This window comes from Nonomuraea polychroma (assembly GCF_004011505.1).
Taxonomy (GTDB): Bacteria; Actinomycetota; Actinomycetes; order Streptosporangiales; family Streptosporangiaceae; genus Nonomuraea; species Nonomuraea polychroma.
The window spans coordinates 2,367,942-2,392,767 of the sequence record NZ_SAUN01000001.1 but is presented as its reverse complement, the minus strand read 5'-3'; the positions used below and the strand labels follow the sequence as shown (position 1 = coordinate 2,392,767).

The window sequence follows — 24,826 nt, the reverse complement described above, 5'->3', positions numbered from 1 at the left end:
GAAAATGTACGAGCAGTTTGGTGACAGGGCGCGGCAGATCGTGACGCTGGCGCAGGAGGAAGCCCGGATGTTCAACCACAACTACGTGGGTCCTGAGCACCTTCTCCTCGGGCTCATTCAGAGCGACGGGGCTGCCACCGAGGCACTGAGCAGCCTTGGCATCAGCCTGGACGACGTACACCAGCAGGTAGAAGAGATCGCCGGTATGGGCAGCCAGGCTCAGACCGGTCAAATTCCGCTCGCGCCTCAGCTGAACGAGGTGCTGGTGCTCTCGCAGCACGAGGCGCACCGGCTGGGGTACCGGCAGATCGGGAGCGAGCACCTTCTGCTCGGCCTGCTGGCCGCGCACGACAGCAAGGCGACCGAGGTCCTGGCCAAGTTAGGAGCCGAGCCGAGCAAGGTTCGCGAGCAGATCATGCAGAAGCTGGGCATGGAGCCGCGGCCGGCGGGCGGCCTTCCCAAGGCCCGTACGCTGGTGGGCCCCGAGACGGCTCCCCCGTCCACCCTGGACACCTACGGCCGCAACCTCACCGACGCCGCGCGCGACGGCAAGCTCGATCCGGTGATCGGCCGGGACAATGAGATCGAGCGCGTGATGCTGATCCTGTCCCGCCGCAGGAAGAACAACCCCGTGCTCGTCGGGGAGCCCGGCGTGGGCAAGACGGCGGTCGTGGAGGGGCTGGCCCAGCGCCTGGTCGCGGGCACGGTTCCCGAGACCCTGAAGGGGAAGCAGCTTTACACGCTCGACCTGGGCACTCTGGTCGCGGGTGCACGCTACCGCGGTGACTTCGAGGACCGGCTGAAGAAGGTCCTGGCCGAGGTGTGCGGCCGTGGAGACATCATCCTGTTCATCGACGAGCTTCACATGCTGGTCGGGGCCGGCGCCGCCGAGGGCGCGATGGACGCCGCGAGCATCCTCAAGCCGCTGATGGCACGCGGCGAGCTGCAGCTGGTCGGTGCCACGACGCTGGACGAGTATCGCAAGCACATCGAGAAGGACGCCGCGCTTGAACGGCGCTTCCAGCCCATCGACGTCGCCGAGCCGTCGGTGGCGGGCACGATCGAGATCCTCAAGGGCCTGCGCGCCCGCTACGAGGCACACCATGATGTGACCATCACCGATGCCGCCCTGGTCGCGGCAGCCCGGCTGAGCGACAGGTACGTCAACGACCGGTGCCTGCCCGACAAGGCGATCGACCTGCTGGACGAGGCCGGCTCCCAGCTGCGCCTGCACAGCGTGGACACGGCGCAGGACAGGCGGATCACCGAAGACCTGGTCGCCGAGGTGCTCGCCAACGCCACCGGCATCCCGGTGTGCCGGCTCACCGAGGGCGAGTCGCAGCGGCTGCTCCGCATGGAGGACGAGCTCCGTACGCGCATCGTCGGCCAGAGCGAGGCCATCGCGGCCCTCTCGCGCTCCATCCGCCGGGCCCGCGCCGGCCTGAAGGACCCCGACCGACCCGGTGGATCGTTCATCTTCGCCGGCCCCTCCGGTGTCGGCAAGACCGAGCTGACCAAGGCCCTGGCCGAGTTCCTCTTCGGTGACGACGACGCGCTGATCCGGCTCGACATGAGCGAGTTCATGGACAAGCACACCGTCTCCCGCCTGTTCGGCCCGCCTCCCGGCTACGTCGGTTACGACGAGGGCGGCCAGCTCACCGAGAAGGTCCGTCGCAAGCCGTTCTCCGTAGTCCTGTTCGACGAGATCGAGAAGGCGCACCCCGACGTCTTCGACACGCTGCTCCAGGTGCTGGACGATGGTCGGCTGACCGACTCTCAGGGGCGCGTGGTGGACTTCAAGAACACGGTGATCATCATGACCACCAACCTCGGCACCCGCGAACTGTCGCGAGGCGTGCCCATCGGCTTCGCGTCCGACCACGACCTGGCCGGCGACTACGAACGCGTCAAGGCCAAGACGAACCAGGAGCTCAAGCAGCACTTCCGGCCCGAGTTCTTGAACCGCGTGGATGACGTCGTCGTCTTCCACCAGCTCGGCAAGGACGAGATCATCCAGATCGTCGACCTGATGGCCGACAAGGTGAACGAGCGCCTCGCGGAGCACGGTATGAGCCTGCACCTGGAGCCCGCCGCCAAGGCGCTGCTGGCCGAGCGCGGTTACGACCCGATCCTGGGGGCCAGGCCGCTGCGCCGGGCGATGCAGCGTGAGCTCGACGACAACATCTCCGAGAAGATCCTCTACGGGGAGTTCCGCTCCGGCGACCTCATCATGGTCGACGTCAAGGACGACGGTACCCAGTCCTGCTTCACCTTCACCGCGGTCTCCCGTCTGGACCAGGTCGCTTGATAGGGCGCGAAGACCGTCGCCCAGCCCGAAGCCCACCGGCTCGATGAGCATCTCGAACCGGTGGGCTTTCGCATGGGCGCGTCACCGCCGCTGGAGCGATGCACGCCGTACGAGCGGGACGATCAGCTCCACCTTGCAGCCGCGGCTCGGCCGCCGCATGACGGTGACGGTGCCGCCGATGAGGTCGGCCCGTTCCGCCATGGTGCACAGGCCGGCGCCTCCTGATCGCCGGGGCAGCCGCGGGTCGAAGCCGCAGCCGTCGTCCTCCACCGTGGCGCGAAGCTCATGAGGCGCGATGTCGACCCTTACCAGGATCAGGGCAGGAGCACCGTGCTTCGCCGCGTTCCGGATGGCTTCCCGAAGGATGAAGAACGACTCGTCACGGACCTCCGGCGAGGCCCATGTCTCGTTCCCATTGACCCGCAGGCGCACATCCATGCCCGGAGACTTGACGCTCGCGATGAAGACCTCGAGACCCTGCTCCAACGAGGCCAAGGGTTCTTGGAGGCGCAGATCCGAGGTCAGCGCCCGTACGCTCCGCAAGATCTCCTGCACGGCCACCTGAGCCGTCTTGAGCGTCCGCAAGGCTTGAGCCGGATCATCCTGGCTGATGATGGCCAATTCGATAGAGCGCAAGGCCATGCTCGCGTCGTGGCCGACACGGTCATGCAGTTCCCGGGCGATGCGGCGACGTTCCTCGACGTGCGCCTTATGAATTCGGTTGAGCAGAAATCCCGAATGAGCCATGCAGGATTCCTCGATGTGTCTCGAGATACTCCGATACAACGAAGCGGTAGTGAGCGGGATCAATCCCGATGAATGATCGGACTCGTTCATCCGCCGTAACACATGCATCAAAGTGATCTCGAAGAAGATGGCCGCGGCCTGCCATGAATCCGTGGGGTTCGGGCTTGGCGCGACCGTCGCGGTGTCGGTGTCCCGCGCGCGCAAAGTGTCGTCTTCGGCCACGCGGATCGCCCCCGCCCGAAGGCTTGCGACGAGGTCTATGAGGCTTCTACGTGCGTGCTCTTTTGCCTGTTCCCAGCGCGATCGGTCGTTCGCCAGAGGGCTGCCTGCAGCGTGTAAGGCCCGCTCATATGCGGCCATGATGTCGACGTGATCATTTTCGACGGCTGCGGCGAGAACAAATCCGGGAGGCTCCTTGGCATCCTGATCGACTCTCGTCACTCTCTCCCCCCGTTGCCGAAGACGAGCGTTCTGAGCACCGATACATCGCAGATCATAGTCACTTAAACCGGACGGACAACCGCCAAAGGGAGATAAGAACTCATTGTCCGCCATTCATCCACTCTCCGACTATACCGACATGACGGGGCTGGGTTACCGTGAGCGCACTGCGTCTGCTGGAGAGGCATATGGCCGAGGGACCCACGACTGTTCTGCTCGTCGATGACCACACGATCGTGCGGGAGGGTGTCCAGAAGATCCTTGAGTCCCAGCAGGACTTGGTGGTGGTCGGCCAGGCCGGTGACGCCAAGGAAGCCGTGGCTCTGGCCGGCGAGACGAAGCCAGATGTAGTGCTGCTGGATGTCGAGATCCCCGGCGACGACGTCGAGACGACTGTTACGCGTTTGCACAAGGTGTCGCCGAGATCGCAAGTGATCATCCTGAGCATGTATGACGCAGCTCCTCTCCTCAAGAGCCTGCTTGCCATCGGCATTCGCGGCTACCTGCTGAAGAGCGTCAGCATGGACGAGCTGGTGTCGGCCGTGCGCAGTGCTCGTCGCGACGATGGGCGGGTGCTGCTCTCCGTCTCCCGCGAGAGCCTGGCCCAGACGGAGCAGGAGCCTTCCGGCGTGCTCTCCCATCGGGAGCGCGAAATCCTCGAACTCACCGCGCAGGCGATGAGCAACTCCCAGATCGCCTCTCGCCTGTCCCTCACCGAGGCGACGGTGAAGCGGCACATGCGGAAGATCTTCGCCAAGCTCGGGGCGGTCTCGCGCATCGACGCGGTCAACAAGGCCATGAGCGCATCCTTGATCAAGGGAGTGGATCGCATGTCGTCGAGCAGGTAACTAAGCATTTTAGAAGCAATCTGCCGGACCAAACAGTCCACTGATCCGCGCGCATCTACGTATCTTTCGATACCTGCAACTAACAAAAGGTATAGACAGTCGCCACCTTCGACAGGTAGAACTTACGCAACCGGGCTCCTAGGCTCGGGTCAACATCCAACGTCGGAGGGATGCTCATGGGACAGCCCGTTGCGTGGTTCGACATCACCGCGAAGGATGCCGCGAAGGCACACAAGTTCTATGCCGAGCTGTTCGGCTGGAACATCGACGCCAACAACCCGATGAACTACGGCATGGTCGACACGGGATCCAGTGAGGGGATCCCCGGCGGAATCGGGCAGGCCGGCAACGGCAACCAGCCCGGCATCGTCCTCTACGTCGCGGTTCAGGATGCCAAGGCGTCTCTGGAACACGTCGAACGCCTCGGCGGCAAGACTGAGGTACCCCCGTACGAAATCCCCGGGACCGGCGTGATGGCGGTCTTCCAGGACCCCGACGGCAACCGAGTCGGCCTCTGGCAGCGCTGACACTCCCGCCTGCGGCCAGGTAGGACGGCTACCTGGCCGAGGGCGGCCGCCCAAGGACAGAGGTCGATCCCATGGACGATGCGATCCCGCCCATCGTGGAACCTATCCGGCACGCGATAATGGTCGAGGCCGACCGGGAGCGCACTTTCAACACCTTCATCCGCGAGATCGGCAGTTGGTGGCCGATCCAGACCAGCGCGATCCAACCCGGCCAGGTCGAGTCCGTCCATGTGGAGGAACACGTGGGCGGCCGGATCTACGAGGTGCTGTTCGACGGGCGCGAATGCGACTGGGGTCACATCCAGAAGTGGGACCCGCCGAAGTTCTTCGCCTTCTCCTGGGAGGTGCTGCCGGGACCCATCTACACAGAGGTACTGCTCTATTTCAAGACCCTGGGGCCGCGGCTGACCCGTGTCGAGCTGGTTCATCACGGGTGGGAGAAGCTCGGCCCAATGATGATGGATCTTTACGCGAAGCACAAAGCCGGCTGGCCCAACATCCTCGGGGGTTTTGAGCGGATGTTCGCGCGCTAGCGCCTGGCTGCAGCGGTTCCTTCCTCTCCGTCAGTGGAGCATGCCATGACAACCGTGGTTCCACCTGTGCAGTCGCAACCCACAGAGCAGCAGACGCCCCGGAGGCGGTGGCTCGTCGTCACGCTGAGCGTCGTGGCGGGATTCCTGCTCACCGTCGTCTGGTCCGCGCACTTCGTCGACCAGACGATCGGCCACACGGTGGCCGACGGACTGCTCGGCCACGACGCGAACGAGGTTCCCATAGCGGGAGTGTCCGCAGGGCTGATCTTCGCCTTCGTCACCGGTCTCGCGGGCACGTTCACCGCCTGCAACATCGCCGCGTTCGGCGCTCTGGCGCCGCTGCTCAGCGATCAGCGGACCATGCGCGGACGTCTGGCGGCGGCGCTCAGGCCTCTGGCACACCTCGCCGCCGGAATGGTCGTCGTCTCGGCCCTGTACGGGGCGGTGGTCGCCATCGTCGGCACATCGATGCCCCAGTTCAGCACCGCGACAGCCACGGGACTCACACCGCGCTCGGTGCAGTCGATGGTGACGTTCGGCATCATCGGCATCGTCATGATCTACCTGGGTCTGGCGGCCCTGGGCATCGTCCGCGATCCGCTCGCTCGTGTATCACGCCGCTACCCGCATGCCCGCATGGCGCTCATGGGCGCCCTCATCGGCGCCTTCCTCATCGGGCGGCCGTACGGCCTGTTCCGCCAGCTCTTCAGGGATGCCGCGGAGAGCCACAACGTCCTGTACGGGGTCTTCGCCTTCGTCCTTCAGTCGATCGGCAACATCATCATCATCAGCACGCTCTTCCTGGGCATGGCGCTGCTGCCCGGAGGCAAGATGAATCGGTGGATGACCGCCAAACCGGGCCGCATGGCCGTGGTGATGGGGGCCGCGTTCATCGTCGCCGGCGTGTTCACCCTTCTCTACTGGGACGTGCGACTGCTCGCCCGCCGCGGCTACATCTGGTACCCGATCGCGCCCTGGGCGGCGTGACGGCTTAGCCCATATCACTGGCAAAGGAGATCTCATGGACGCCACTGCGCTGCGCGAGGCGCACGCGAATCTGCTGAACGTGGCCGAGAAGTGTGCGGACCAGCAGCGCATGGCTCCGCCTCCTGGGGAGTGGCCTGCCGAGTTCGTGCTCGCTCACGTGGCGAAGAACGATGCTCTCCTCGCGGACGCCACCGAGCTCCTGATCGCTGGACGGGCGTTGACGTTCGACAACGCGGAGGCGATCGACGAAGACGTGCTCTTGGGGATCGCCGCCGAGAGCGGGGGGTGGGCGAACCTCTGCGCCCTGGTCAAGGCCAATGGCGAGAGGCTTGCCCAGCTGACCGAGTGCCTCACCCCTGAGCAGGCCGCTACCCTGGTCCCCTCGAAGATCGTGGACAATGGCGAGGTGCGCCTGGACAGCCCGGTTCCGTGGGCACAGGTCCTCCAGATCAATGCGACTTTCCACGTGCTGGCGCATACTAGGCAATTGGAAGAACTCTTCAGTCCGCTTGGGGGGATGAATGCCACAGGTGGATGACACCTTGCGCGCGATCGCCGAGCCGAGACGTCTGGCGATTCTCCGGCTCGTCGCGAGCGAGGAACTGTCCGCGGGTCACATCGCAGAGCATTTCGAGGGTGTGACCCGCTCCGCCGTCTCCCAGCATCTCCAGGTGTTGAAAGACGCCGAGCTGATCTCTGAGCGCCGGGAAGGCACCAAGCGTCTTTATCGGGCGAGCGAGGATGGACTGGCCGAGTTGCGCAGGTTCCTCGATCAGATGTGGGGCGACTCGGTGAACCTCGCCCGGCGGCTGGCCGAGGGCGGCGACGGCGAGGAAGAGATTCGCGCGGTCGGCTGAACCCGGCGCTCAACGGAAGGCCGCGATGATCTTCGCCATGCGCTCGATCGGTTCCGTGTCCGAGAGATCCGGCAGGCGCACAATGACCTCTCCCACGCCTGCTTCCGCCAGCTCTCGGAAACGGCCTACGTGATCATGTACAGTGCCGGCGTTCACCGACTCCGCAAAGCGAGCGGGATCCCGTCGGGGCGGGCGAAGTCGGCTCACCAGTTGTGTCACGTGTCTGTCGTCGGCCCCTACCAGGGCGGTGGACAGATGTGTGAGTGCGACCTGCTCGGGATCGCGGCCGGCCTCGGCGCAGTGGCGACGTAGCACTCCCGCCTTGTGCCGCACGGTGCGCACGTCGCCGAAGACATTGGCGGCATCCGCATAGCGGGCGGCCAGCCTCAGCGTCCGCCGCTCAGCTCCGCCGCCCACGATGATGGGTATTTTCGCCTGGATGGGTCTGGGATAGCAGACCGCCTCCGGCACCGACAGGACACGCCCATCGAACCGCGGGCTGCCTGGTCCCCATATCAGGGGCAACAGTTGAAGCGCGTCCTCCAGCAGTGCATATCTCGCGGAGACCGGCGGGAACTCCCAGCCGTAGGCCAGGTGCTCCTCCTTGAACCAGGCGAGCCCCACCCCGCAGACCGCCCTGCCCCGGCTCAATATGTCCAGAGTCGCAACGATCTTGCCGAGGTGCGCGACGTTGCGGTAGGTGATACCGGAGACCAGCGTGCCGAGTCGTACCCGCGACGTGTGCGCGCACAGGTACGCCAGCGTGGTCCAGCTCTCCAGGAAGTCGTCCCAAGGCCGGCCTATCTGCGGAATCTGCCGGAAGTGGTCCATCACGTAGATGCCGTCGAATCCCGCGGACTCCGCCGCTTCGGCGATGTCCCTGAGATGGCCCGCCGTGGCCGCCCTGTCGCGGGAGAAGGAAAAGCTGGCCAGGTGCAGCCCGAACCGCATCCCGGCCGGTTCGTCATGCTGGCGCCGGGCGGCGGCCGCGGCTTCGGAGAACGCCTTGGGCACCACGCGAACGGGCCGGGGAGAGATCACCTTGTCAAAGCCCTCGGTGGCCAGCGTCTCCTTGGTGCGACGCCACGTACGGAGCTGGCTGTTCAGCACGTCAACCGGAATGCGTTTGGCCCGTCCCTGATTGCGTGAGCGGCACTCGGCGGCAGGCGTGTCGAAGGCCACCGCCACGCACGCCATCTGGTTCTCGCGCGCCAGGGCGAGCCAGGCGCGACGGCGTTCCACGTCGAGGCCGAGCGTGTCGATCACTGTGGTCAGCCGCCGACGCACGCGTATCGTCACTATCTGAAGCAGAAGCGTGAGCGCATCCGCGCTGGCTGCGATGTCGTCTTCGCCGCTTCCCACCATGGCGCGGAGATGGTCGCTCGAAACGATCCACTCGGCGGGAAAGCTCTTCGCGGCCCACGTCGACTTCCCCGACGCACCCGGACCGACCAGGACGATCAGGCAAGGTGATGGCACATCCAGGCTGTCTTCCATGCGTCCAGTCTGCATGGGTCCGAAAACTTCTGCTACGACAGTTGACGCTTTCGTAAGCGCTGCCTAACATTTAAAGAGTAGTAACGACCGGTCGTATGAGCTCACGCGCTTCCCGTCGCGTGCCTTCTCCCCATCCCAGGAGTAGCCATGACCGTCGTCGACTATGCCCTCAGGCCGATCGCCGGCTCCGTCAGCCCCGTCCGTGCTCGGACGCGCACCGCGGCCCTCGCCGTCGTGGCAGTGGCACCGTTCGTCGCCAACGCTGATGCCGGAATCGTGGCGCTGGCCCTTCCCGACATCCAGCGCGACCTCGACATGACCTTGACGGCGGCCCAGTGGGTCACCAACGTGTATGTCCTGCTGGTCGGCGGATTCCAGCTGTTAGGCGGGCGGCTCGCGGACATCGTCGGCCGGCGGCGCCTGTTCCTGACCTGCCTCCTTGGGTTCGTCCTGGCCTCCGCGATGTGCGGCGCCGCCACCGACGGCCCCTGGCTGATCGCCGGCCGCGCATTCCAGGCGGTTTCTGCGGCACTGCTCATCCCCGCCGCCATGGCGATCATGATCGCCATGTTCACCGACCCAGCCGAACGGAGCAGAGCCGTCGGCATCTGGGGGACGGTCGGCGGCATCGGCGCCATCACCGGCACCTGCGCGGGTGGCGTCGTGGTCAGCCAGTTCGACTGGCGCTGGGGCTTCTACGTGAACATCCCGATCGGCGTGGCCATCCTGGTGACCTCGCTCCGCCTGGTGCCGAAAGACGGCACCGAGCGCGCTCGCGGCGCGGACGTGCCCGGAGCAGCGTGCATGACCGGTGGCCTGCTCGCTATGGTCTACGGCTTTGTACGCGCCGCCGAACACGGCTGGGCCGACCCGTTCACCCTCGCGATCCTCGCCGGTGGCGCAATCCTGCTCATCGCCTTCGCGCTCATCCAGTCCCGGGCCAGTCACCCTCTCGTGCCGCCTGCGCTCGTCCGGAACCGCCGGCTCGTTTGCGGTGCCGTCGGCGTGCTACTGGTCTCCGCCGCCACGATCCCCGTCATCGTCGTCGGCAGCCTCTACCTCCAGCGAGTTCACGGCGCCGGTGCGCTGACAGCAGGCTTCATGCTCGTTCCTGTCGTCGGCATGGTGCTGCTGGTCGGCCCGCTGGGCACATATCTGCTCAACCGCCTCGGCCCACGTGTGCCGTACCTGCTGGGCTGGGCAGCGATCGGAGGAGGCCTGTTGCTGCTGACCCGGCTGGCACCAGATTCCGCCTACCTCACGGACATTCTTCCAGGACTCGTCCTCGTCGGTGTGGGGATGCCGTTCGCCTGGATCAACAGCGAAGTTGTGGCGACCTCGTCGGCGGACGAGCGCACCGCCGGCCTGGCGGCAGGCGTCGTCCAGGCCGCTGCGCAGATCGGCGCGGCGATCGGGCTGGCCATTGCCATGACCGCCGCCAACACCTACGCCGCCGGCAGGCTTGCCCAGGGCGCGGATCCGCTCACCGCCCTCTCTGACGGCGTAGCGCGGGCCTTCTTGCTGGCAGCGGTTCTGACGATCCCCGCGGTGCTCAACGCGATCGTGGGCATGCGGCGAGCCAACACGGCTGATTCACTTCAATAATCGATAGCTTGATGTTACGCTCAGACCCGGAACCAGGCTTCTAGCTCGAATCATCGCAAAAATCGATCATTGGCCTAATAAGAGTTCGTAGAGTAACCACTGGAGCCTCCCATGGCCACTAGTGACGGCCTCGACGCCGCCTACTCGCAGTCTCGTCAGCGGTGGACCTTAGTCCTCGCCTCCTTCGCCTCCTTCATGGTCGGTCTTGACGTACTGGTCGTCACGACCGCTCTGCCCACACTCCATCAGGACATGAACGCGGGCACGGCAGCGCTCGGTTGGACGATCAGCGCTTACGAGCTGGGCTTCGCGGCCCTGATCCTGACCGGCGCGGCGCTCGGAGACCGCTACGGCCGGCGTCTGCTGTTCGTCTCAGGGCTCGCCCTGTTCACCGTCAGCTCGTTGGTCTGCGCGATCAGCCCGACCATCGAGATCCTCATCGCGGCCCGCGCTCTCCAGGGGGTCGGCGGCGGAATCGCGATCGCGCTCGCCCTGGCCGTCATCACGGACGCCACCCCTCCCGAACAGAGAGGTGCGGCATTCGGTGTCTGGGGCGCCATTTCCGGCCTGGCCGTCGCGCTGGGGCCGCTGATCGGCGGGGCCATCATCGAACTGCTCTCATGGCAGTGGATCTTCTGGCTCAACGTGCCGGTCGGCATCGTCGTGATCATCCTCAGCCTCGTCAGGATCAGCGAAAGCAAGGGGATCGCGCACCGCATCGACCTGCTCGGACTGGTGTTGTCGACCCTGGGTGTCTACGGCATCGCACAGGCGCTCATCAGGGGCGGCGAGGACGGATGGGCCAGCCCGTACGTGCTCGGCGGCCTGGTCGGCGGAGTCGTGGCCCTGGTCGCCTTCCTGTGGTGGGAGCATCGCACCACCGCTCCCATGATGCCTCTCGATCTCTTCCGCAACCGCAGCTTCGTCGGCGGCTGCGTGGTCAGCTTCTCCCTGGCCGCCACGCTGTACGGCGTGGGCTTCGTCTTCGCCCAATACCTCCAGCTCGCCCTGGGCCACGATCCTCTCGGCGTGGGCGTCCGCATGTTGCCCTGGGTCGCTCTCGCGCTCTTCATCTCTCCCATGGCCGGGCGCATGGCCGACAGCAAGGGAGAACGCCCCCTGCTGATCGTCGGGCTCCTGCTGCACGCCGTCGGCTTCTTGGCGATCGCGCTGATGGCCATGGCCGACATCGGCTACGGCATGATGATCGTGCCGCTGCTCGCCGCCGGCGTCGGCGTCGCGGTCGCGTTCCCCACAGCCGCCTCCGCGGTGATGCGCTCTGTCGAGCCACAGCTCGTGGGCATCGCGGCAGGCGTCAGCAACACGATCAGGCAGGTCGGCGCGGTGTTCGGCGTCGCGGTGGCGGCCGCGGTCTTCTCCAGTGCGGGCGGGTACGGCTCGGCCGACCAGTTCGTCGACGGGTTCACACCCGCACTGATCGCGTTGACCGTCATCACGGTAGGGGGCGCGGCAGGCGCAGGGCTGATTCGCCGCCTTGAATTCTCCCCTCCGCCTTCGACGGCCCCGCAGGCAGAGCCGGCGGGCTGATCCCGGCCTGGCTCGGGTGGTGCGCTCATGTCTCGTTTGCCCGGTCTGCTGGCGCTAGGACTGCTCGCCGCCACCGCCGTCGTCACGATCAGGAGGTTGCGTCCGCCGCCCCCTCTTCCGGCGGACGCAGCCTCCCGTGAGTTCAGCGCGGCGCGGGCGAACGAGCACGTCCGGCGCTTTGCTCGCCGCCCTCATCCGGTCGGCAGCGCCGAACATGCCCGGGTGCGCGACTATCTCGTGAGTGAGATGCGACGGCTGGGCCTGCGCACGGAGGTTCAGGAAGCGGTGGGCAGATCGCCGCGCGATCGCCGGCCTGTGCTCGGCAGGGTCTTCAACATCGTAGGCGTGGTGCCCGGCGCCGCCCCCACGGGTCGCGTGATCGTGACGGCGCACTACGACTCGGTGCCGTCCGGCCCAGGTGCCAGCGATGACGGCACCGGTGTGGCGGCTCTGCTGGAAACTGCCCGAGCCCTCACCTCCGATCCGACGCCGCCGCGCAACGATGTCGTCTTCGTCGCGACGGATGCCGAGGAGGCCGGGCTCCTGGGCGCGGCCGCGTTCACCGACGAGCATCCCCTGGCACAAGGGCCCGCGATCGTCCTCAATTGGGACGCGAGAGGGAATCGCGGGCCCGTGCTGATGTTCCGCACGTCTCAGCCGAATGCTCGGCTGGTCCGGACGTTCGCGCGGTCGGCACCGTATCCAGTGGCCGATTCCGGAATCGCGGACATCGCGGCGAGGGTCCCCAATGACACAGACTTGTCCGCGTTCCTCGCCGCGGGCCTGGCCGGACTCGACTCCGGCTACATCACCGGGGCCCCGTACTTCCACAGTCCGCTGGACGACCCCGGTCATGTCGACGAGCCCACGCTGCAGCAGCTGGGGTCCAACATGCTGGCGCTGACGCGGGCTTTCGGCGAGTCGGATCTGTCCGAGCCTGACGACGCCGAGCGACTGGTCTACTTCAACACGCCGAGCGGCGCTCTCGCTCACTATCCGGCTCGCGCCGCGATTCCGCTCGCCGCGCTCGGCCTGGCCGCCACGACCGCACTGGTCGTCGCGGGACACCGCCGCGGCGTCGTCCGCTTCTCCGGATTCCTGGCGGGGACGGCATCGGCACTGCTGCCGCTGGGACTGTCCGTCGCCGCGGGGCAGGCGTTGTGGCCCATGCTTGTACGGGTCCGGCCCGAGTACGCCACCATGCGGATGTCGACGACCTACCGTCCCGGCCATTTCGAGGCCGGGCTGTTGGCCCTCGTCGGTGGCATCGTGCTGGGATGGTACGGCGTCGCTCGGCGACGGTGGGGCCCAGAGGCCCCGGCCGTCGGGATGCTCGTCTGGCCGACCACGCTCGGCTCCGCCCTGGCCGTGCTGTCCCCTGGCTCCTCCCACCTGGCCGCACTGCCTGCCCTGGGCGCCGCCACGGGGCGACTGGCCACGATGTTCTGCCCGCCACGGTGGCATGTTCCCGTGACGGCGGCGAGTCTCGTCCCCGCGGCCGTCATCGGTGCCGGCACGTGGGAGCTCCTGCCTCTGGGATTGCGGATGGCCGGCATCACCGCCGCTCCACGGCTGGCGTTCAGCGCCGGCCTGGCGCTACCGCTGATCGAAGAGCTATGGCCGCGGAGGTGGGCGTACCTGCCGCCGGTCCTGGCCTTCGGCATCGCCGCCGCCCTCGTCGCACGCGGGCTCGTCACCGACCGCGTTTCGCCCGACCAGCCGGGCGCCACGACATTGCGGTACATCATGGACGCCGACACCAGACAGGCGATGTGGGGGGCCGATCCGCCATTGGACGCCTGGAACGCGGGCTACGTGCACACCGATCAGACCGAGCATCCCTTCATCGACGTGTGGGGCGCGCAACCGATCTGCGTCGGCCCGGCGAAAGCCTCCGACGTGCCCGCGCCCGCACTCACGATCCTCGACGACACCACCGAAGGCTCGACCCGCCGGCTTCGAGTCCTTCTGCGATCGCAGCGTGACGTGAGTTCTATCGCATTGTCGGTCATGAACGGCGAGATACGCGAGATTGTCGTGGCGGGTAGACAGATCGTGGGATCGGGCTTCACGTTCGTGGCCCCGGATCCCGACGGAACCGAGGTCACTCTTAGCTTGACGAAGAGCGATGAGCCTGTCCGCCTGCGAGTCAGCGACACACAGGCCGGTCCCGGCACATTGACGGATCTGCCCGGCTATGCCGCGCCGCCGGACTGGCTCTACCTGCTCAGGGCGGACGTCACCGTGGTCAGAACCTACGAGGTGTGATCGGCACGAGCGCGGGGTCGGATGCCAGATGCACCAGCCGGAAGCCGATGGAGTCCCCCAGCGTTCCGCGCTTGCCGAGCTGCCACAGGAGGTGAGCCAGCCCTTCGATGAGCCTGCTCGACGACAGCGGCCCCGCGTCGGCGACATCGAAACCGGCGCGTTCCAGCACGCTGGTGACGAGTCGCTTGGCCACCGGATCGTCACCCGCTATCGGCACGGTGACGGTCTGTTCCAGGCGCGCCAGCTGCTTGGCGGAAACGCAGTTGAGCGCCTTGACCAGGCAACCTCCCGGAAGCGCCCGGGCGATCGCCTCTGCCGAGGACGAGCAGGGATCCAGGTTCCGATAGAACATGGGATTGGACACGTCCATGACGGGCTTTCCCGCGACGAACGAGCGGATCTTGGGCGCGATGTCCGTGCGGGTCACATCCGCGGGCGTGGCCAGGATCAGCAGGTCGGCATGCGCGGCCACCATCTCGGCCGATCCCGCCGCTGCCCTGGGCAGGCGCCGCGCGAGCTCCTCTGCCGTTCTCCGGCGCCGTGACGCGAGCAGCAGCGGAAACCCGTTGAGTGCGAACAGTTCGGCGCACGCGGAGCCCATCCGGCCACATCCGACGACGCCCAGGACGGGCAGACGCTCGCCGTTCACGCTGGCCGGCCCGCGTAGGCGTCGAGAGCGGCGCGCAATTCTTCGGGCACGTCCACGGGCACCAGCCCGTTGTCCTTCCTGGCCAGGCACGCGATCGTCTGCTCGCCTCGGGCCACCAGCTGCGCAAGGCCGGTATTGACCCGGAAGTACGTGAACTCCATGGAAACGCGATTGGCCTCGATACCGCGCAGCGACATGCGTACCGAAACCTGGTCCAGTGCGTAGAGCTCCAAGAAGTATTCGCACGAGCAGGAGACCGTCACCAGAGCGAGGTCGTCGGCGAGCCTTTCTATGACGCCCGGGGCGTGCTCGGCCAGAAAATGCTCGCGACAGACGCCCTGCCATTCCAGGTGGTTCGTGAAGTAGACGTTGCCCACCAGGTTGGTGTCGGCGAAGGTCACCAGGTGCCGGTACTCGTAGAAACGCTTCACGATTCCCCCTCGACCAGAACGGCGACGGCTGCGGGGCGGGACTCGCCGCCGATGTCGACGATCGCTGAGGCCACGTGACTCTTGCCCGCCCTCATGAGTACCCAGCCCTGCTCGTACGCTCCGGCCACGGTGAGCGATGCCTGGCCCGTCCTGCCGGTTTTGGAGAGGCATTCCCGAACTGTCCACAGCCGGGTCAGGACATGGGCCTCGGGCTCGCCTGTCAACCGGGCGATCTCCCTTGCCTGCGCGGTCCAGGCGATGAGCCCACGCAGAGCCTCCGGGTCGCCATCGGCCCACTCCCAGTCACAGGCGACCACACCACGTCCGTGAACTGCCATGGCCAGACCGTCGAGATGGCTCCGGCCGCGTCCGTTCTGGCGGGCACTCGCCCGATCGGCTCCGCTGGGCGTGACCTCCACTCGTACAGGGGAGTCGGGGATCAGGGCAGCCGCGCCTCGTTCCAAATATGGGGCGAGCAAGAGGTCGGGTCGGCCGCCTGCCGGATCGAGCGGGCCGACGTCGCGAAGACGCAGCCCTGTCCAGCTGAGCACGGGGCGGCCAGAGCGTTCGCGCAGCGTGACGTCATAGAGGTAGTCGGCGCCTGAGTGCTCTCGCTCGACGGCGGACAGGACGAGCTCCCCGTCCGTGCTCCGCGTTGTCTGCACGATGAAAGCGGCGCACCCTACAGGCAGCAGCCGCCGTTGGGGCACGCAGGCCTGGAGGACGTGGATGCTCGCGTCGTTGCGAGCCGGATCGCCGAGCATCAGCTTGGTGGGCAGTCCAGGGCCGAACGGGAAGTCGGGGCCGCTCGCGAGAACGGCGGTGCACCCTGTCGCCTCCAGGTGCTGGTAGCCGCGCAACCGTTGGAACAGCGGCCCATGGAAGAACAACCCTCCGTACAGCCCTCGCCCGTCATGGCTGGGCAACGACAACCGCTGCTCGGGCACCTTCACGGTCTCCGGCGGCTCGGACATGAGAATCCTGGCGGAGGCGTGATCCACCGCGTAGCCGCTCTCGTCGCTCCGCACGGCAACGTCGATGTCGCCGTCCTCACGGACGAGCGCGCAGAGCCTGATCGTGCGCGTGCCTTCGTCGGGCACCAGGATCGCGCGGTCGAAGCGCGCATCGGCGATGCCCATCGGACGGCTGCCCGTCAAAACGTGGGCCGACTGCGCCATGGCCTCGAGCATGCAGACTGCAGGAAGCACCCGCAGGCCGTCTATCCGGTGGTCAGCCAGATAAGGATCCGCCTCCGCGCTCAGTTCGGCCTCGGCGACCAGCTCGATGCCAGGGACGAAGAAGGGAGCGGTCTGGACGTATCGGTGCTCGGCCGCGGTGTATGCGCAGGTGAGCTGGGGAAGTCGTCCCGTGACCACCACCGAGGAGGTGTCCGGCCGAACGGTGAGCAACTCCAGCAGCAGGTCGGTGCCCTTCGCCGAGGGGAGGGGGACGACCCCGGCTCGCATCAGGCTGTCGAGCACGTCGAACCGCTCCCCCATCCCGGCGCCCGACCAGACCGTCCAATCGACATCGCAGACCTGACATTGCGGCAGCTCACGACGGAGGATGCGCATGTACTCCCGCAGTCTGCCGTTGGCCAGGGCGTAGTGCGCCTCCCCCCCGAGCCCGAAGCGGCCGATCACGGAGCCGTACGAGATCACCACGCGCAACGCGTCCCGGTCCAGCGCCGCGATCACATTGCGCAGTCCGTGATGCTTGGGCGCGGAGTGATCGGCGAACGCGGCGGCATCGAGGTCGGCGAAGCGTTGTGGCCGGTTGACGCCGCTACTGTGCACCACCGCGGTGATCGTCCCTAGGGTCCGGGAGATCACGTCTATAGCGCGGTGCGTGGAGGCGGCGTCGGTGACGTCCGCGCGCTCGTACACAAAGGTGATGCCTGCCTCGGTGAGCTTGGCGAGATTGGCACGAAGCTCCTCGTCGGAGTCCGGCCGGCTGCGCCCGAGCAGGGCGATGCGAGCTGCCGAGGCTCGACCGAGCGCGAGCGCCGTCTCGAAGCCGATGCCTTTGCCTCCTCCCGTCACGAGCACAACGTCCGCGGCGGTGAGAGGAAGCGTGGAGTGGTCACCGGCGTGGGCGATCGGCCGGTAGGCGGGCACGCAGGGACGCCCGGCGGAATCCAGCAGAATCTCTGGCGTCTCTTCGCCCGAGGACCGGAGGACGCGCAGGAGGGCTCCAGGGCTGTGACAGTCGGCCACGCCTATCCACCTGGCGACTTGGCCCGGATATTCCTGCCGGATCGTCGCGAGCAAGCCTGATGCGGTGTCGCCGTGGTCGACGACCGTGAGGGGCATGCCCTCGGCAACGGCCGCACGCACGGAGCTGACCATGACGTCGACGTCGCTGTCCGTTGGATCTTCGGGGAGGAAGATCAGCATTGCCGAGCGTTCCGCCGACGGGACGGGCAGGAGTGACGCCAGCCCATGCAGGAGGGGACCGGCGCCGACCACCTGCCAGGCATAGGTTTCCGCCTGCTCGGGCAGAGTCACGGGCTCCGCCGTGGGAAGGAGGATTCGGTGCCAGTCGGCCAGCCCTGGGAGAGACGCTGCTGCTTCATCGCCGTCTCCCCCGGCGGGAAGGGCTTCGATCGCCCGCGCGAGGTCGGCCACCGAGACGTCGGACATGATGAGCGGCTCGATGGGCATGGCACGTCCCGCGGCGGTCACGGCTTGCAGGCTGAGCTGGGCGACCCGTAGCGAGTTGAGATGGAGATCGCTGAGCAGCCGATCGTCGTCGGCTATGGCGTCGGACGGCAGCTCCAGAGCGTCGGCGACGAGCGCTCGCACCATCGCCGGCACGTCATCCACGCGGTCGGCCTCGCCCACGTGGTCAGCCTCACCCGGGCTCGGGCGCTCGGACCGCGGTGCCGGCTCGGCGGCACGTTCGCAGGGATTGCTCAGGAACTCAGGGGCGCGATCGAGATCGAACGGGCGATGGAATCGTTCGGCGAAGAACGGCCGCAGGTCGCTGATCGCCCCGGCGGCATAGAGCGCGGCCCCCGCCAGGCACAGGCCTTCCGCTGACGCGGAGCCCACGCCGAGTGCGACCGCGGGGACGGAGGTCTGGGCTGCCGCCATGGAAGCGAGTCCCTGTCCAGGACCGACCTCGACGAGGAGGTCGCACTCGGCGGCGAGAGCGGTGACCGCCCGCCCGAAGTGCACGGGCGAGGTGACCTGAAGGGTCAGCAGGCGACGCAGGTCGTGAGCCGGGGTGAGCAGGCGGCCACTGATCGTCGAGTAAACCCGCCTCTCCACCGGACGGATCGCCATGCGCGAGAGATGTTCTGAAAGCGGGTGCTCCACCGCCTTCATCTCCTGCGTGTGGAAGGCGTGGCTCACCCGCAGCCGCTGGGCCGTCACACCGGCGCGCGCGGCGCGCTCGAGGACCTTTTCGATGTCCGGGAGTGGACCTGCGACGACTTGGGCGACGCCGTTGTCGGCGGCGATCGTCAGGCTGGTGTCGTCGATGAACTCGGCGACCGACGCCGCCGATGCCGCGATCGACACCATGCCCGACCCTGGAGTCCCCAGCTCGCTCATGAGCCGGCCACGTCGGGTGACGAGATCGAGCAAGTCCGTCTCCGACAGGGCGCCGGCCCAGTGGAGGGCGGTGATCTCCCCGAGGCTGTGTCCGACTGCCGCCTCCGCCCGCACACCCAGCTTCGCCAGCCACTTCAGGCCCGCCAGGGATGCGCGCACTATGGAGGGCTGGGCGACGGCAGTGTCGGCTGTTAGGGTCCAGTCGCTGGTGAAAACGCTCTCGACCTCCGGCAGGACCTTCCCCAGCGCTCCGGCCGACGTGGTCGGCGGCGCCCCTTGGCCGGTGAAGAGCAGCCCGATCGTCGCGGCGCGTCCATGCGCCGCGACGATCCCGGGGGCCATGAGCGGGATTCCTTCCGCGTTCCCTTCGAGATCGTCCAGCATCGAGAGGGCCTGCACGGCTCGGCGGGCGAGCTGATCGGGGTCGCGCGCCACGATGCCCATGCGGAAACGCCCCGACCGCTCGGCGGCGGTCGCGGCGAGTTCGGCGGCCAGGTCGACGTGCTGGGCGAAGGCCATGCCGCCGGCCGTCTCCGCCACGCGGGCCACGGCGCCGGCGAGTTCCCGCACGGTGTCCCCGCCGACGACGAACGCCTCGTGACTGAGCGGCCGGGTCGCTGTCTTGCGCTCCGCAGCGGACAGGCCGTTTCGCCGGCGCCGTGCCTCGGACTCCAGAACGACATGGGTGTTGATGCCGCCGAATCCCATGGCGCTGACGGCGGCCCTCAAGGGAGCCTCCGGCCACGGCTCGGCGTCAGACACGATGCGCAGAGGGGCTCCGTCGCGGCGAAGCAGTTGATGAGGCTCTCGGCATCCGGTCGTCGGCGGAATCACCTGACGCTGCAGAGCCAGTGTGGCCTTCAGCAGGCCCGCCACGCCCGCCGCCGCCTTGGTGTGGCCGATGTTGGCCTTGATCGATCCGAGCGCTGCCGCCTGATCTCTGCGCAGGCAACGATGGGCTTCGATCAGCGCGGACAGCTCCACTTCGTCGCCGATCGCCGTGCCGGTGCCATGTCCCTCGAACAGCGAGATCGTCTCCGGCCCCCATCCGGCACGTGTGTACGCCCGCCATAAAGCGAGAAGCTGGCCGTTCTTCTCCGGCCTGCTGATCCCGCCCCGCCCATCGGAAGAGACACCCCAGCCGCGGATGAGCGCGAGGGGCGTCCGCCCTGCGGCCATGGCGTCCTCCCACCTCATGAGCGCGACCATGCCGCAGCCTTCACCTGGCCAAAATCCCGTGGGAGATGCGTCATAGATGCGCATGTCCGAGGTGGCGAGCGCCCCGGTGCGCGCGAAGCCGACGAGCTCGAAGGGATCGAGGCTGATGTCGACCCCTCCCGCCAGCACGAAGTCCGCTTCGCCGGCAAGCAGCGTGGAGCAGGCGGTAGTGACGGCCAGGAGCGAGGACGCGCACGCGCCGTCCACCGTGTAACCGCCGCCATGCAGGTCGAAGTGGTTGCACACCCGTCCTGCCATGGTGTTGGCCAGCGCTCCCGCGAGACTTTCGTCGTTCGGCTCCGGGAAGGGCGCCTTGAACGCCTGCTCGGCCGCCGCGAGGAAGCCTGCCCGCTGTTCGTCTGTCCATCCCTCTTCGGCAAGGGCGCCCTGGAGCACCCGCCGCACGTAGGGCCAGCGCACCCGCAGCCCGACCGCTCGGCTGAACTCGCCGTTCATCGAGTTGCCCAGGACGACGGCGACCCGGTCGCGGTCGAGCCCGCGGGCGTCCGGATAGCCGGCGGCGGCAAGGGCGTCGGCGGCGACGTCCAGGGCGAGCCAGTGCGTCGTGTCAGTGACCCGATGAGCGGATCCCGGGATGCGGAAGCGGGCGCGGTCGAACTGCCACCCTTCGAGTACTCCGGCGAATCTCACGTAGGTGCTGTCAGCATCACCCCCATCGGGGGCGTAGTCCTCCAGGTTCAGCCGCTCTCGGGGGATCGGCCGGAAGGAACGCCTGCACGCGAGCACGTTCTCCCAGAGCTGACCGGGATCCGAGGCGTCCGGGTAGCGGCAGCCCATCCCCACGATGGCTATGGCGTCGGTCATGCCCTTTCCCCCTCGACACGGGAGGCGCCCACCAAGGCCAGCTCCGGCTCCGGCTCGACTTGCGGCCGGGGCGCGCCTGCCAGCCACGCCAGCAGTGCGAGCCCGACCCCGCGAAGCGCGCACACGATCGTCAGGGCGAAGAACAACCCGAATACGATGTGGAAGGCGACCAGGGTCCCGTAGACGCCTGCGGTGATGACTCCGAACCACACCTGGTTCCTGGGCCGGACCGGTGTCGTCCCAGGATCAGTGATCATGTAGTTCGTGAAGAGGATGAAGGCCGTGCCGCTCATCACCAGGAGCGCGCTCAGCACGGGCGTGCCCTCGATGCCGCTCCGGATCACGGCCTGTGCCACGAACCCGGCGAGCCACCCCAGAATGAGCGGCATCTTGCCGGTGAGCTTGGCGTTCAACATCGTGCCGGCCATCAGGATCCCGGCAGGTATCAGCCAGTCCACGGGTCCGCTCACCCACTCGGTGAAGTGGTACGGCGGGGCGATTCCCACCCAGGGGAAGAGGAGCAGGACGACGACGATGCCGGTGTTCGAGGGATTGAGCACGTGGCGCAACCGCCCGCCCACCGGGACCTGGACCAGATACTTGGACGCGATCGCGATCGTCACGGCGAGCAGGATCGGTTCCACGCGGTCGTTGGCGTAGAGCAGCATGGCGCAGGCCAGCCCGGTGATGTGCGCCGGCAGCAGGAAGTCGATCATGCTGCGCCACGTCGGCTGGAACTTCATGGGGCGCTGACGGGTCCGGGCGTCGATGACCTCGAGCCCGAGCTCCAGCACGTACGCGCAGATCACGGCCGCGACCGGGGTGATGAACGCTTGCTCAAAGCCGAGCGCGGCGTGCCCGACCACAGTAAGCACCGTGATCGAGACGGCGAAGCGGCGGAGGGCGGCGACGCGCTTGTCACGCGGTGCGGGGGATTCGGTCACGGCTTAACCTCCTGAGTGGAACCGTTCGCGAGCAGCGCCAGGGTGTGCCAGCCGGGCGTGAGCGAGACGTTGGCGGCGTGACGGGCACCGCACGGATCGCGCCAGGTGAGTTTGGCGGTCACGGGGGTCTGAGGGTTCTGGAGCGCGAAGAGCAGCTCCGGCGCCGAGACCCCGCCGTGTCCGTTGGCCGGGTACACCTGCCCTGACCTGGTACCACGGGCACCGGAAAGAATCTGGGCCGTGGCGCCGATCGCGGGCCGCAGCTCGTCCGCCGGTGCGGTGCAGCGGCCCGCGGTTGCGGGCGTGAGGAGCCGCAGCCCGAGGAAGGGCGCGCTGGTGGCACGGGTGTTGCGGTACACGTAGGACTGGCGCCACTGGTTGGCGACGGCGAAGTCGAGGCGGCCGTCGTGGTCGAAGTCCGACAGGGCGATCGCCCGCGAGGGGCCCGGATCCGACACGCCGAGGCGAGCGGCGATGTCGTGGAAGCGTCCGTCGGCGCCGCGGGCGAAGAACGGATTCGTGTCGTCGCCCGAGATATCATCTCCCGGTGCGAATCGCGGCCAGGCGCCCGGCTTCGACAGCAGGTCGTCGTTGGCCATGGCGAGTTCCTGGAGGTTGGCCCAGCGGTTGGTGGTGCCGGCGACGAAGCCGGTGGTCTGGACGATCTGCACGTCTCCGTCGCCGGCGAAATCGCCGGTCTTGAGATCCCAGCCCCACCCTGACCGGGAGATGCCGAGCGGTTCGCTCTGGTCTTCGTACTGGGCCACGTCACCGGTGATGACGGGTTTCCTGGTACTCACCCAGGCGAAGTTGCTCTCGTGGAGTGCGAAGTTCTCCGTGATGTTGCTGACCACCATGTCCGGCACGTCGTCCAGGTTCAGATCGGGGAAGGCCACGCCCATGCCCTTGAAGGAGTCGTTGCCGAGCACCTTGGACTTCGGCGTGGTGAGATGGCGTGGGCCGCGCAGGACCTGCAGACGGACCTGACCCGGCGTGGACACGTTGCGCAACAGATAGTCGGGGCCGAAATCGTTGGCGAAGTAGAGCTCCGGCCGCCCGTCGGCGTCCAGATCCTGAGCGCCGATGGCGAGAGTCCACGCCTTGGCGAGATCGCCCGGGAAAGGCTGGGCCACAGGGGCGAACTCCACAGCCGGTTCCTGACCGGCTCGCGCGGAGCGGAAGAGCAGGATGCGGTTCGTGCCACCGTTGCGCGCGTCGGACAGCGAGCGTTGCATCTGCAACTCGTCCTGGTACGCCTCCGGATCGAGGACTCGAGCGTCGTCGGGAAAGAAGTTGCCGACGACGATGTCGACGTGGCCGTCCCCGTCGATGTCCGCCAGGGAGAGCGCATTGGTGTTCCACACCTCGTACGGCTGCACGAGCTCCCGCGGCACGTATGCCCCCGACGCGGTCTTGAGGAAGATCACCGGAGAGCGGCCCCAGTAGTAGACCAGGAGGTCATGGAGGCCGTCTTCGTTGTAGTCGGCGGGGACGCACCCTGTCGGAGCCATGGTCGCGTCGAACGCGAGAGGCGCCGGGGTGAGCCGCAGAGCGCTGTATCTGGCGCCCGTGCCGGGCAGCGGGCCGACAGTGACCGAATCGTCCCGGGGATCGATCAGGCAGACGTCGTCGGCCAGGCCGTTACCGTCGAGGTCGGCCAGGCCGACGCTCGCTCCCACGGCTGAGATCCACCCCTTGATGTGCTCGAAGGCAGGCGCGACGATCCGGACGTCACGGCCGGCGGTCGCGGCGTTGAGGGGTTGCCGGCTGAAACTGAACCGCTGTGCCAGCTCGTCCAGCTCCGCGGCGGAACCGGACGGCGGCCGGGCGGCGACCCATGCGGTGATCAGCAGGACGATGCAGCACAACCGGGCCGTCCAGGGCCGTAGCCGCCGCATCATGAGGCCACCCCGTGAGCCCTCAGGTTCCAGGCATCACGAATGCCCGCCCGCCACATCTCATACGCGTCGGGCGAGTCGGGGAACCGGATGGCGTGGCTCAGCGCGCCGTCGGTCCAGTCGGCCGCGGTCTCGGCGTCGACTCCAGTGATCGCTTCGACGGCCGCCGCGCAGCCGGACGGCATCACTCCCGACAGGACCCGGGCTTTGGCCGCGAACGCGGCTCCTTGCGCCAGGTGGTCCCGGTATCCATCGGCGGCCGTGAGCAACTCATCGACGGCGGGTCCCTGCCGCGCTCCGGTGTACGCGGCGGCCAGCCCGATCCCCGCCCATAGGTCGCGTCGGCGCCCGGCCGGGAAACCGCCGATGATGCCGGCGATCCGCGCCACGTTCGCCCCGGCGTAGAACCACAACGCCCGGCCGGCCCCCTGGTCGCGGATGGGCTGGACGGAGCCTCGTCCGCGGCGTTCGACCGCCTGCCTGACGAAGACCGCCTGCGGGTGGAAGAATGCCTGGTGGAAGCCCCAGCCGTCCCACGCGAGCCAGCCCAGCAGGGGATGAGCGAACTCCGTACCCGCCCAAGGACGCCGCCGCAGGCGCGCGTACGCCCAGCCCGCCCCTACGTGAATCAGATGTATGTACCGTTCCCCTGCGCCGGCGGCGAGCTCTCGAAGGCCGCGACCGCCTCCCATCGTGAGCTGGTCGACCAGCGCGGTGCTCATCGCGGCGCCCTCGAAGGCGAATCCGCGCAGCTCCCGTGGGAGATCAGGGAAAGTGAGCTCACCGGTCGGACCTGCTAGGGCCGTGTTGTAGCCGACCGCGAAGGCCTTCACCACCTCCTCGAGAGCGCGTTGAGTCTCGGGTGCCTCGGCTGGATGACAGCGGCCCTCGAGGGCGAGCTTGCGAGGGCCGATGGCGAGCATTCGACGGATCATTCGCGCTCTCATGGCAAATCTCTCAGGGTCAGCGGATCCGATGTGTTGCCTAGAACGGCAGCGTCCGGCCTGACGGTGTGCGCAGGTCGAGCGTCGGCAAGTGAGGATTCTTCTTGCTGCTCCGGGCTTTTCTCTTCTGGATAAATCGAGCCATTACCTGTCCCTTCGCCTGGATGTTATGAGCGGCGCTGACAAGCATTCAA

General features: G+C 67.5%; 18 protein-coding genes. 10 read left to right on the top strand and 8 right to left on the bottom strand.

The features are described from left to right. Window positions 1-4 precede the first annotated feature (4 nt). Window positions 5-2,308 carry an ATP-dependent Clp protease ATP-binding subunit gene (locus tag EDD27_RS10685; RefSeq protein ID WP_127932262.1) on the top strand — a complete coding sequence of 768 codons (2,304 nt, stop codon included), beginning with the start codon at window positions 5-7 and terminating at the stop codon, window positions 2,306-2,308. Window positions 2,309-2,389: 81 nt separating this feature from the next. On the opposite strand, the gene EDD27_RS10680 is transcribed toward EDD27_RS10685, so the two are convergent. Next, the gene (locus tag EDD27_RS10680; protein WP_164903566.1) at window positions 2,390-3,496 is read right to left on the bottom strand and encodes a sensor histidine kinase; all 1,107 of its coding nucleotides are present in this window, start codon (window positions 3,494-3,496) and stop codon (window positions 2,390-2,392) included. Between the two features lie 188 nt (window positions 3,497-3,684). Between EDD27_RS10680 and EDD27_RS10675 the strand changes: the two genes are divergently transcribed. The 6 genes from EDD27_RS10675 to EDD27_RS10650 all read left to right on the top strand — a co-directional run bounded on the left by EDD27_RS10675 (window position 3,685) and on the right by EDD27_RS10650 (window position 7,248). Next, the gene (locus tag EDD27_RS10675; RefSeq protein WP_127932260.1) at window positions 3,685-4,344 is read left to right on the top strand and encodes a response regulator; all 660 of its coding nucleotides are present in this window, start codon (window positions 3,685-3,687) and stop codon (window positions 4,342-4,344) included. 176 nt (window positions 4,345-4,520) lie between these two features. Further along, window positions 4,521-4,871, top strand: coding sequence for a VOC family protein (locus EDD27_RS10670; protein WP_127932259.1), 351 nt, complete (start codon window positions 4,521-4,523; stop codon window positions 4,869-4,871). A 71-nt stretch (window positions 4,872-4,942) separates the two neighbouring features. After that, window positions 4,943-5,404: an SRPBCC domain-containing protein gene (locus EDD27_RS10665; protein ID WP_127932258.1), complete on the top strand. Its 462-nt coding sequence runs from the start codon at window positions 4,943-4,945 to the stop codon at window positions 5,402-5,404. 45 nt (window positions 5,405-5,449) lie between these two features. Further along, window positions 5,450-6,391 (top strand): ABC transporter ATP-binding protein, encoded by a 942-nt coding sequence (locus EDD27_RS10660; RefSeq protein ID WP_127932257.1) that lies wholly within the window; start codon window positions 5,450-5,452, stop codon window positions 6,389-6,391. 34 nt (window positions 6,392-6,425) lie between these two features. Then, window positions 6,426-6,929 (top strand): hypothetical protein, encoded by a 504-nt coding sequence (locus EDD27_RS10655; RefSeq protein ID WP_127932256.1) that lies wholly within the window; start codon window positions 6,426-6,428, stop codon window positions 6,927-6,929. Window positions 6,930-6,933: 4 nt separating this feature from the next. Next, window positions 6,934-7,248, top strand: coding sequence for an ArsR/SmtB family transcription factor (locus EDD27_RS10650; protein WP_241563962.1), 315 nt, complete (start codon window positions 6,934-6,936; stop codon window positions 7,246-7,248). A gap of 9 nt (window positions 7,249-7,257) precedes the next feature. Here EDD27_RS10650 and EDD27_RS10645 read toward each other — a convergent pair whose 3' ends face one another. Then, window positions 7,258-8,745 (bottom strand): TIGR03560 family F420-dependent LLM class oxidoreductase, encoded by a 1,488-nt coding sequence (locus EDD27_RS10645; RefSeq protein WP_206641338.1) that lies wholly within the window; start codon window positions 8,743-8,745, stop codon window positions 7,258-7,260. Window positions 8,746-8,892: 147 nt separating this feature from the next. Between EDD27_RS10645 and EDD27_RS10640 the strand changes: the two genes are divergently transcribed. The 3 genes from EDD27_RS10640 (at window position 8,893) to EDD27_RS10630 (ending at window position 14,166) form a co-directional block, all read left to right on the top strand. Continuing rightward, window positions 8,893-10,350: an MFS transporter gene (locus tag EDD27_RS10640; RefSeq protein ID WP_127932254.1), complete on the top strand. Its 1,458-nt coding sequence runs from the start codon at window positions 8,893-8,895 to the stop codon at window positions 10,348-10,350. Window positions 10,351-10,461: 111 nt separating this feature from the next. Next, window positions 10,462-11,898, top strand: a complete 1,437-nt coding sequence (locus EDD27_RS10635) for a DHA2 family efflux MFS transporter permease subunit (protein WP_127932253.1) — start codon at window positions 10,462-10,464, stop codon at window positions 11,896-11,898. A 27-nt stretch (window positions 11,899-11,925) separates the two neighbouring features. Then, window positions 11,926-14,166, top strand: coding sequence for a M20/M25/M40 family metallo-hydrolase (locus EDD27_RS10630; protein ID WP_127932252.1), 2,241 nt, complete (start codon window positions 11,926-11,928; stop codon window positions 14,164-14,166). On the opposite strand, the gene EDD27_RS10625 is transcribed toward EDD27_RS10630, so the two are convergent. From EDD27_RS10625 to EDD27_RS10600, 6 genes are read right to left on the bottom strand one after another with little or no spacing between them, the layout of a single operon-like run. Beyond that, window positions 14,147-14,815: an NADPH-dependent F420 reductase gene (locus tag EDD27_RS10625; RefSeq protein ID WP_127932251.1), complete on the bottom strand. Its 669-nt coding sequence runs from the start codon at window positions 14,813-14,815 to the stop codon at window positions 14,147-14,149. The two genes, EDD27_RS10630 and EDD27_RS10625, sit on opposite strands and share 20 nt — an antisense overlap. Next, a complete protein-coding gene (locus EDD27_RS10620; RefSeq protein WP_127932250.1) occupies window positions 14,812-15,246 on the bottom strand; it encodes an acyl-CoA thioesterase in 435 nt (144 codons plus the stop codon). The genes EDD27_RS10625 and EDD27_RS10620 overlap by 4 nt, the downstream gene beginning before the upstream one ends. Further along, the gene (locus EDD27_RS10615) at window positions 15,243-20,846 is read right to left on the bottom strand and encodes a type I polyketide synthase (protein WP_127932249.1); all 5,604 of its coding nucleotides are present in this window, start codon (window positions 20,844-20,846) and stop codon (window positions 15,243-15,245) included. Before EDD27_RS10615 ends, EDD27_RS10620 begins: the two co-directional genes overlap by 4 nt. Continuing rightward, window positions 20,843-21,790: an RnfABCDGE type electron transport complex subunit D gene (locus EDD27_RS10610; RefSeq protein ID WP_127932248.1), complete on the bottom strand. Its 948-nt coding sequence runs from the start codon at window positions 21,788-21,790 to the stop codon at window positions 20,843-20,845. Before EDD27_RS10610 ends, EDD27_RS10615 begins: the two co-directional genes overlap by 4 nt. After that, window positions 21,787-23,691 (bottom strand): FG-GAP repeat domain-containing protein, encoded by a 1,905-nt coding sequence (locus EDD27_RS10605; RefSeq protein ID WP_127932247.1) that lies wholly within the window; start codon window positions 23,689-23,691, stop codon window positions 21,787-21,789. Before EDD27_RS10605 ends, EDD27_RS10610 begins: the two co-directional genes overlap by 4 nt. Beyond that, complete coding sequence (locus tag EDD27_RS10600; protein ID WP_164903565.1) at window positions 23,688-24,623, bottom strand: DUF1702 family protein; 936 nt, start codon at window positions 24,621-24,623, stop codon at window positions 23,688-23,690. Before EDD27_RS10600 ends, EDD27_RS10605 begins: the two co-directional genes overlap by 4 nt. Between the last annotated feature and the right edge of the window lie 203 nt (window positions 24,624-24,826).

What these genes read in the sequence shown, in the direction of transcription:
- EDD27_RS10615 (WP_127932249.1), bottom strand. Translation starts at nt 20,846, where the DNA reads ATGACCGACGCCATAGCCATCGTGGGGATGGGCTGCCGCTACCCGGAC.
- EDD27_RS10645 (WP_206641338.1), bottom strand. Translation starts at nt 8,745, where the DNA reads ATGGAAGACAGCCTGGATGTGCCATCACCTTGCCTGATCGTCCTGGTC.
- EDD27_RS10630 (WP_127932252.1), top strand. Translation starts at nt 11,926, where the DNA reads ATGTCTCGTTTGCCCGGTCTGCTGGCGCTAGGACTGCTCGCCGCCACC.
- EDD27_RS10640 (WP_127932254.1), top strand. Translation starts at nt 8,893, where the DNA reads ATGACCGTCGTCGACTATGCCCTCAGGCCGATCGCCGGCTCCGTCAGC.
- EDD27_RS10635 (WP_127932253.1), top strand. Translation starts at nt 10,462, where the DNA reads ATGGCCACTAGTGACGGCCTCGACGCCGCCTACTCGCAGTCTCGTCAG.
- EDD27_RS10660 (WP_127932257.1), top strand. Translation starts at nt 5,450, where the DNA reads ATGACAACCGTGGTTCCACCTGTGCAGTCGCAACCCACAGAGCAGCAG.
- EDD27_RS10655 (WP_127932256.1), top strand. Translation starts at nt 6,426, where the DNA reads ATGGACGCCACTGCGCTGCGCGAGGCGCACGCGAATCTGCTGAACGTG.
- EDD27_RS10605 (WP_127932247.1), bottom strand. Translation starts at nt 23,691, where the DNA reads ATGATGCGGCGGCTACGGCCCTGGACGGCCCGGTTGTGCTGCATCGTC.
- EDD27_RS10600 (WP_164903565.1), bottom strand. Translation starts at nt 24,623, where the DNA reads ATGATCCGTCGAATGCTCGCCATCGGCCCTCGCAAGCTCGCCCTCGAG.
- EDD27_RS10665 (WP_127932258.1), top strand. Translation starts at nt 4,943, where the DNA reads ATGGACGATGCGATCCCGCCCATCGTGGAACCTATCCGGCACGCGATA.
- EDD27_RS10675 (WP_127932260.1), top strand. Translation starts at nt 3,685, where the DNA reads ATGGCCGAGGGACCCACGACTGTTCTGCTCGTCGATGACCACACGATC.
- EDD27_RS10670 (WP_127932259.1), top strand. Translation starts at nt 4,521, where the DNA reads ATGGGACAGCCCGTTGCGTGGTTCGACATCACCGCGAAGGATGCCGCG.
- EDD27_RS10685 (WP_127932262.1), top strand. Translation starts at nt 5, where the DNA reads ATGTACGAGCAGTTTGGTGACAGGGCGCGGCAGATCGTGACGCTGGCG.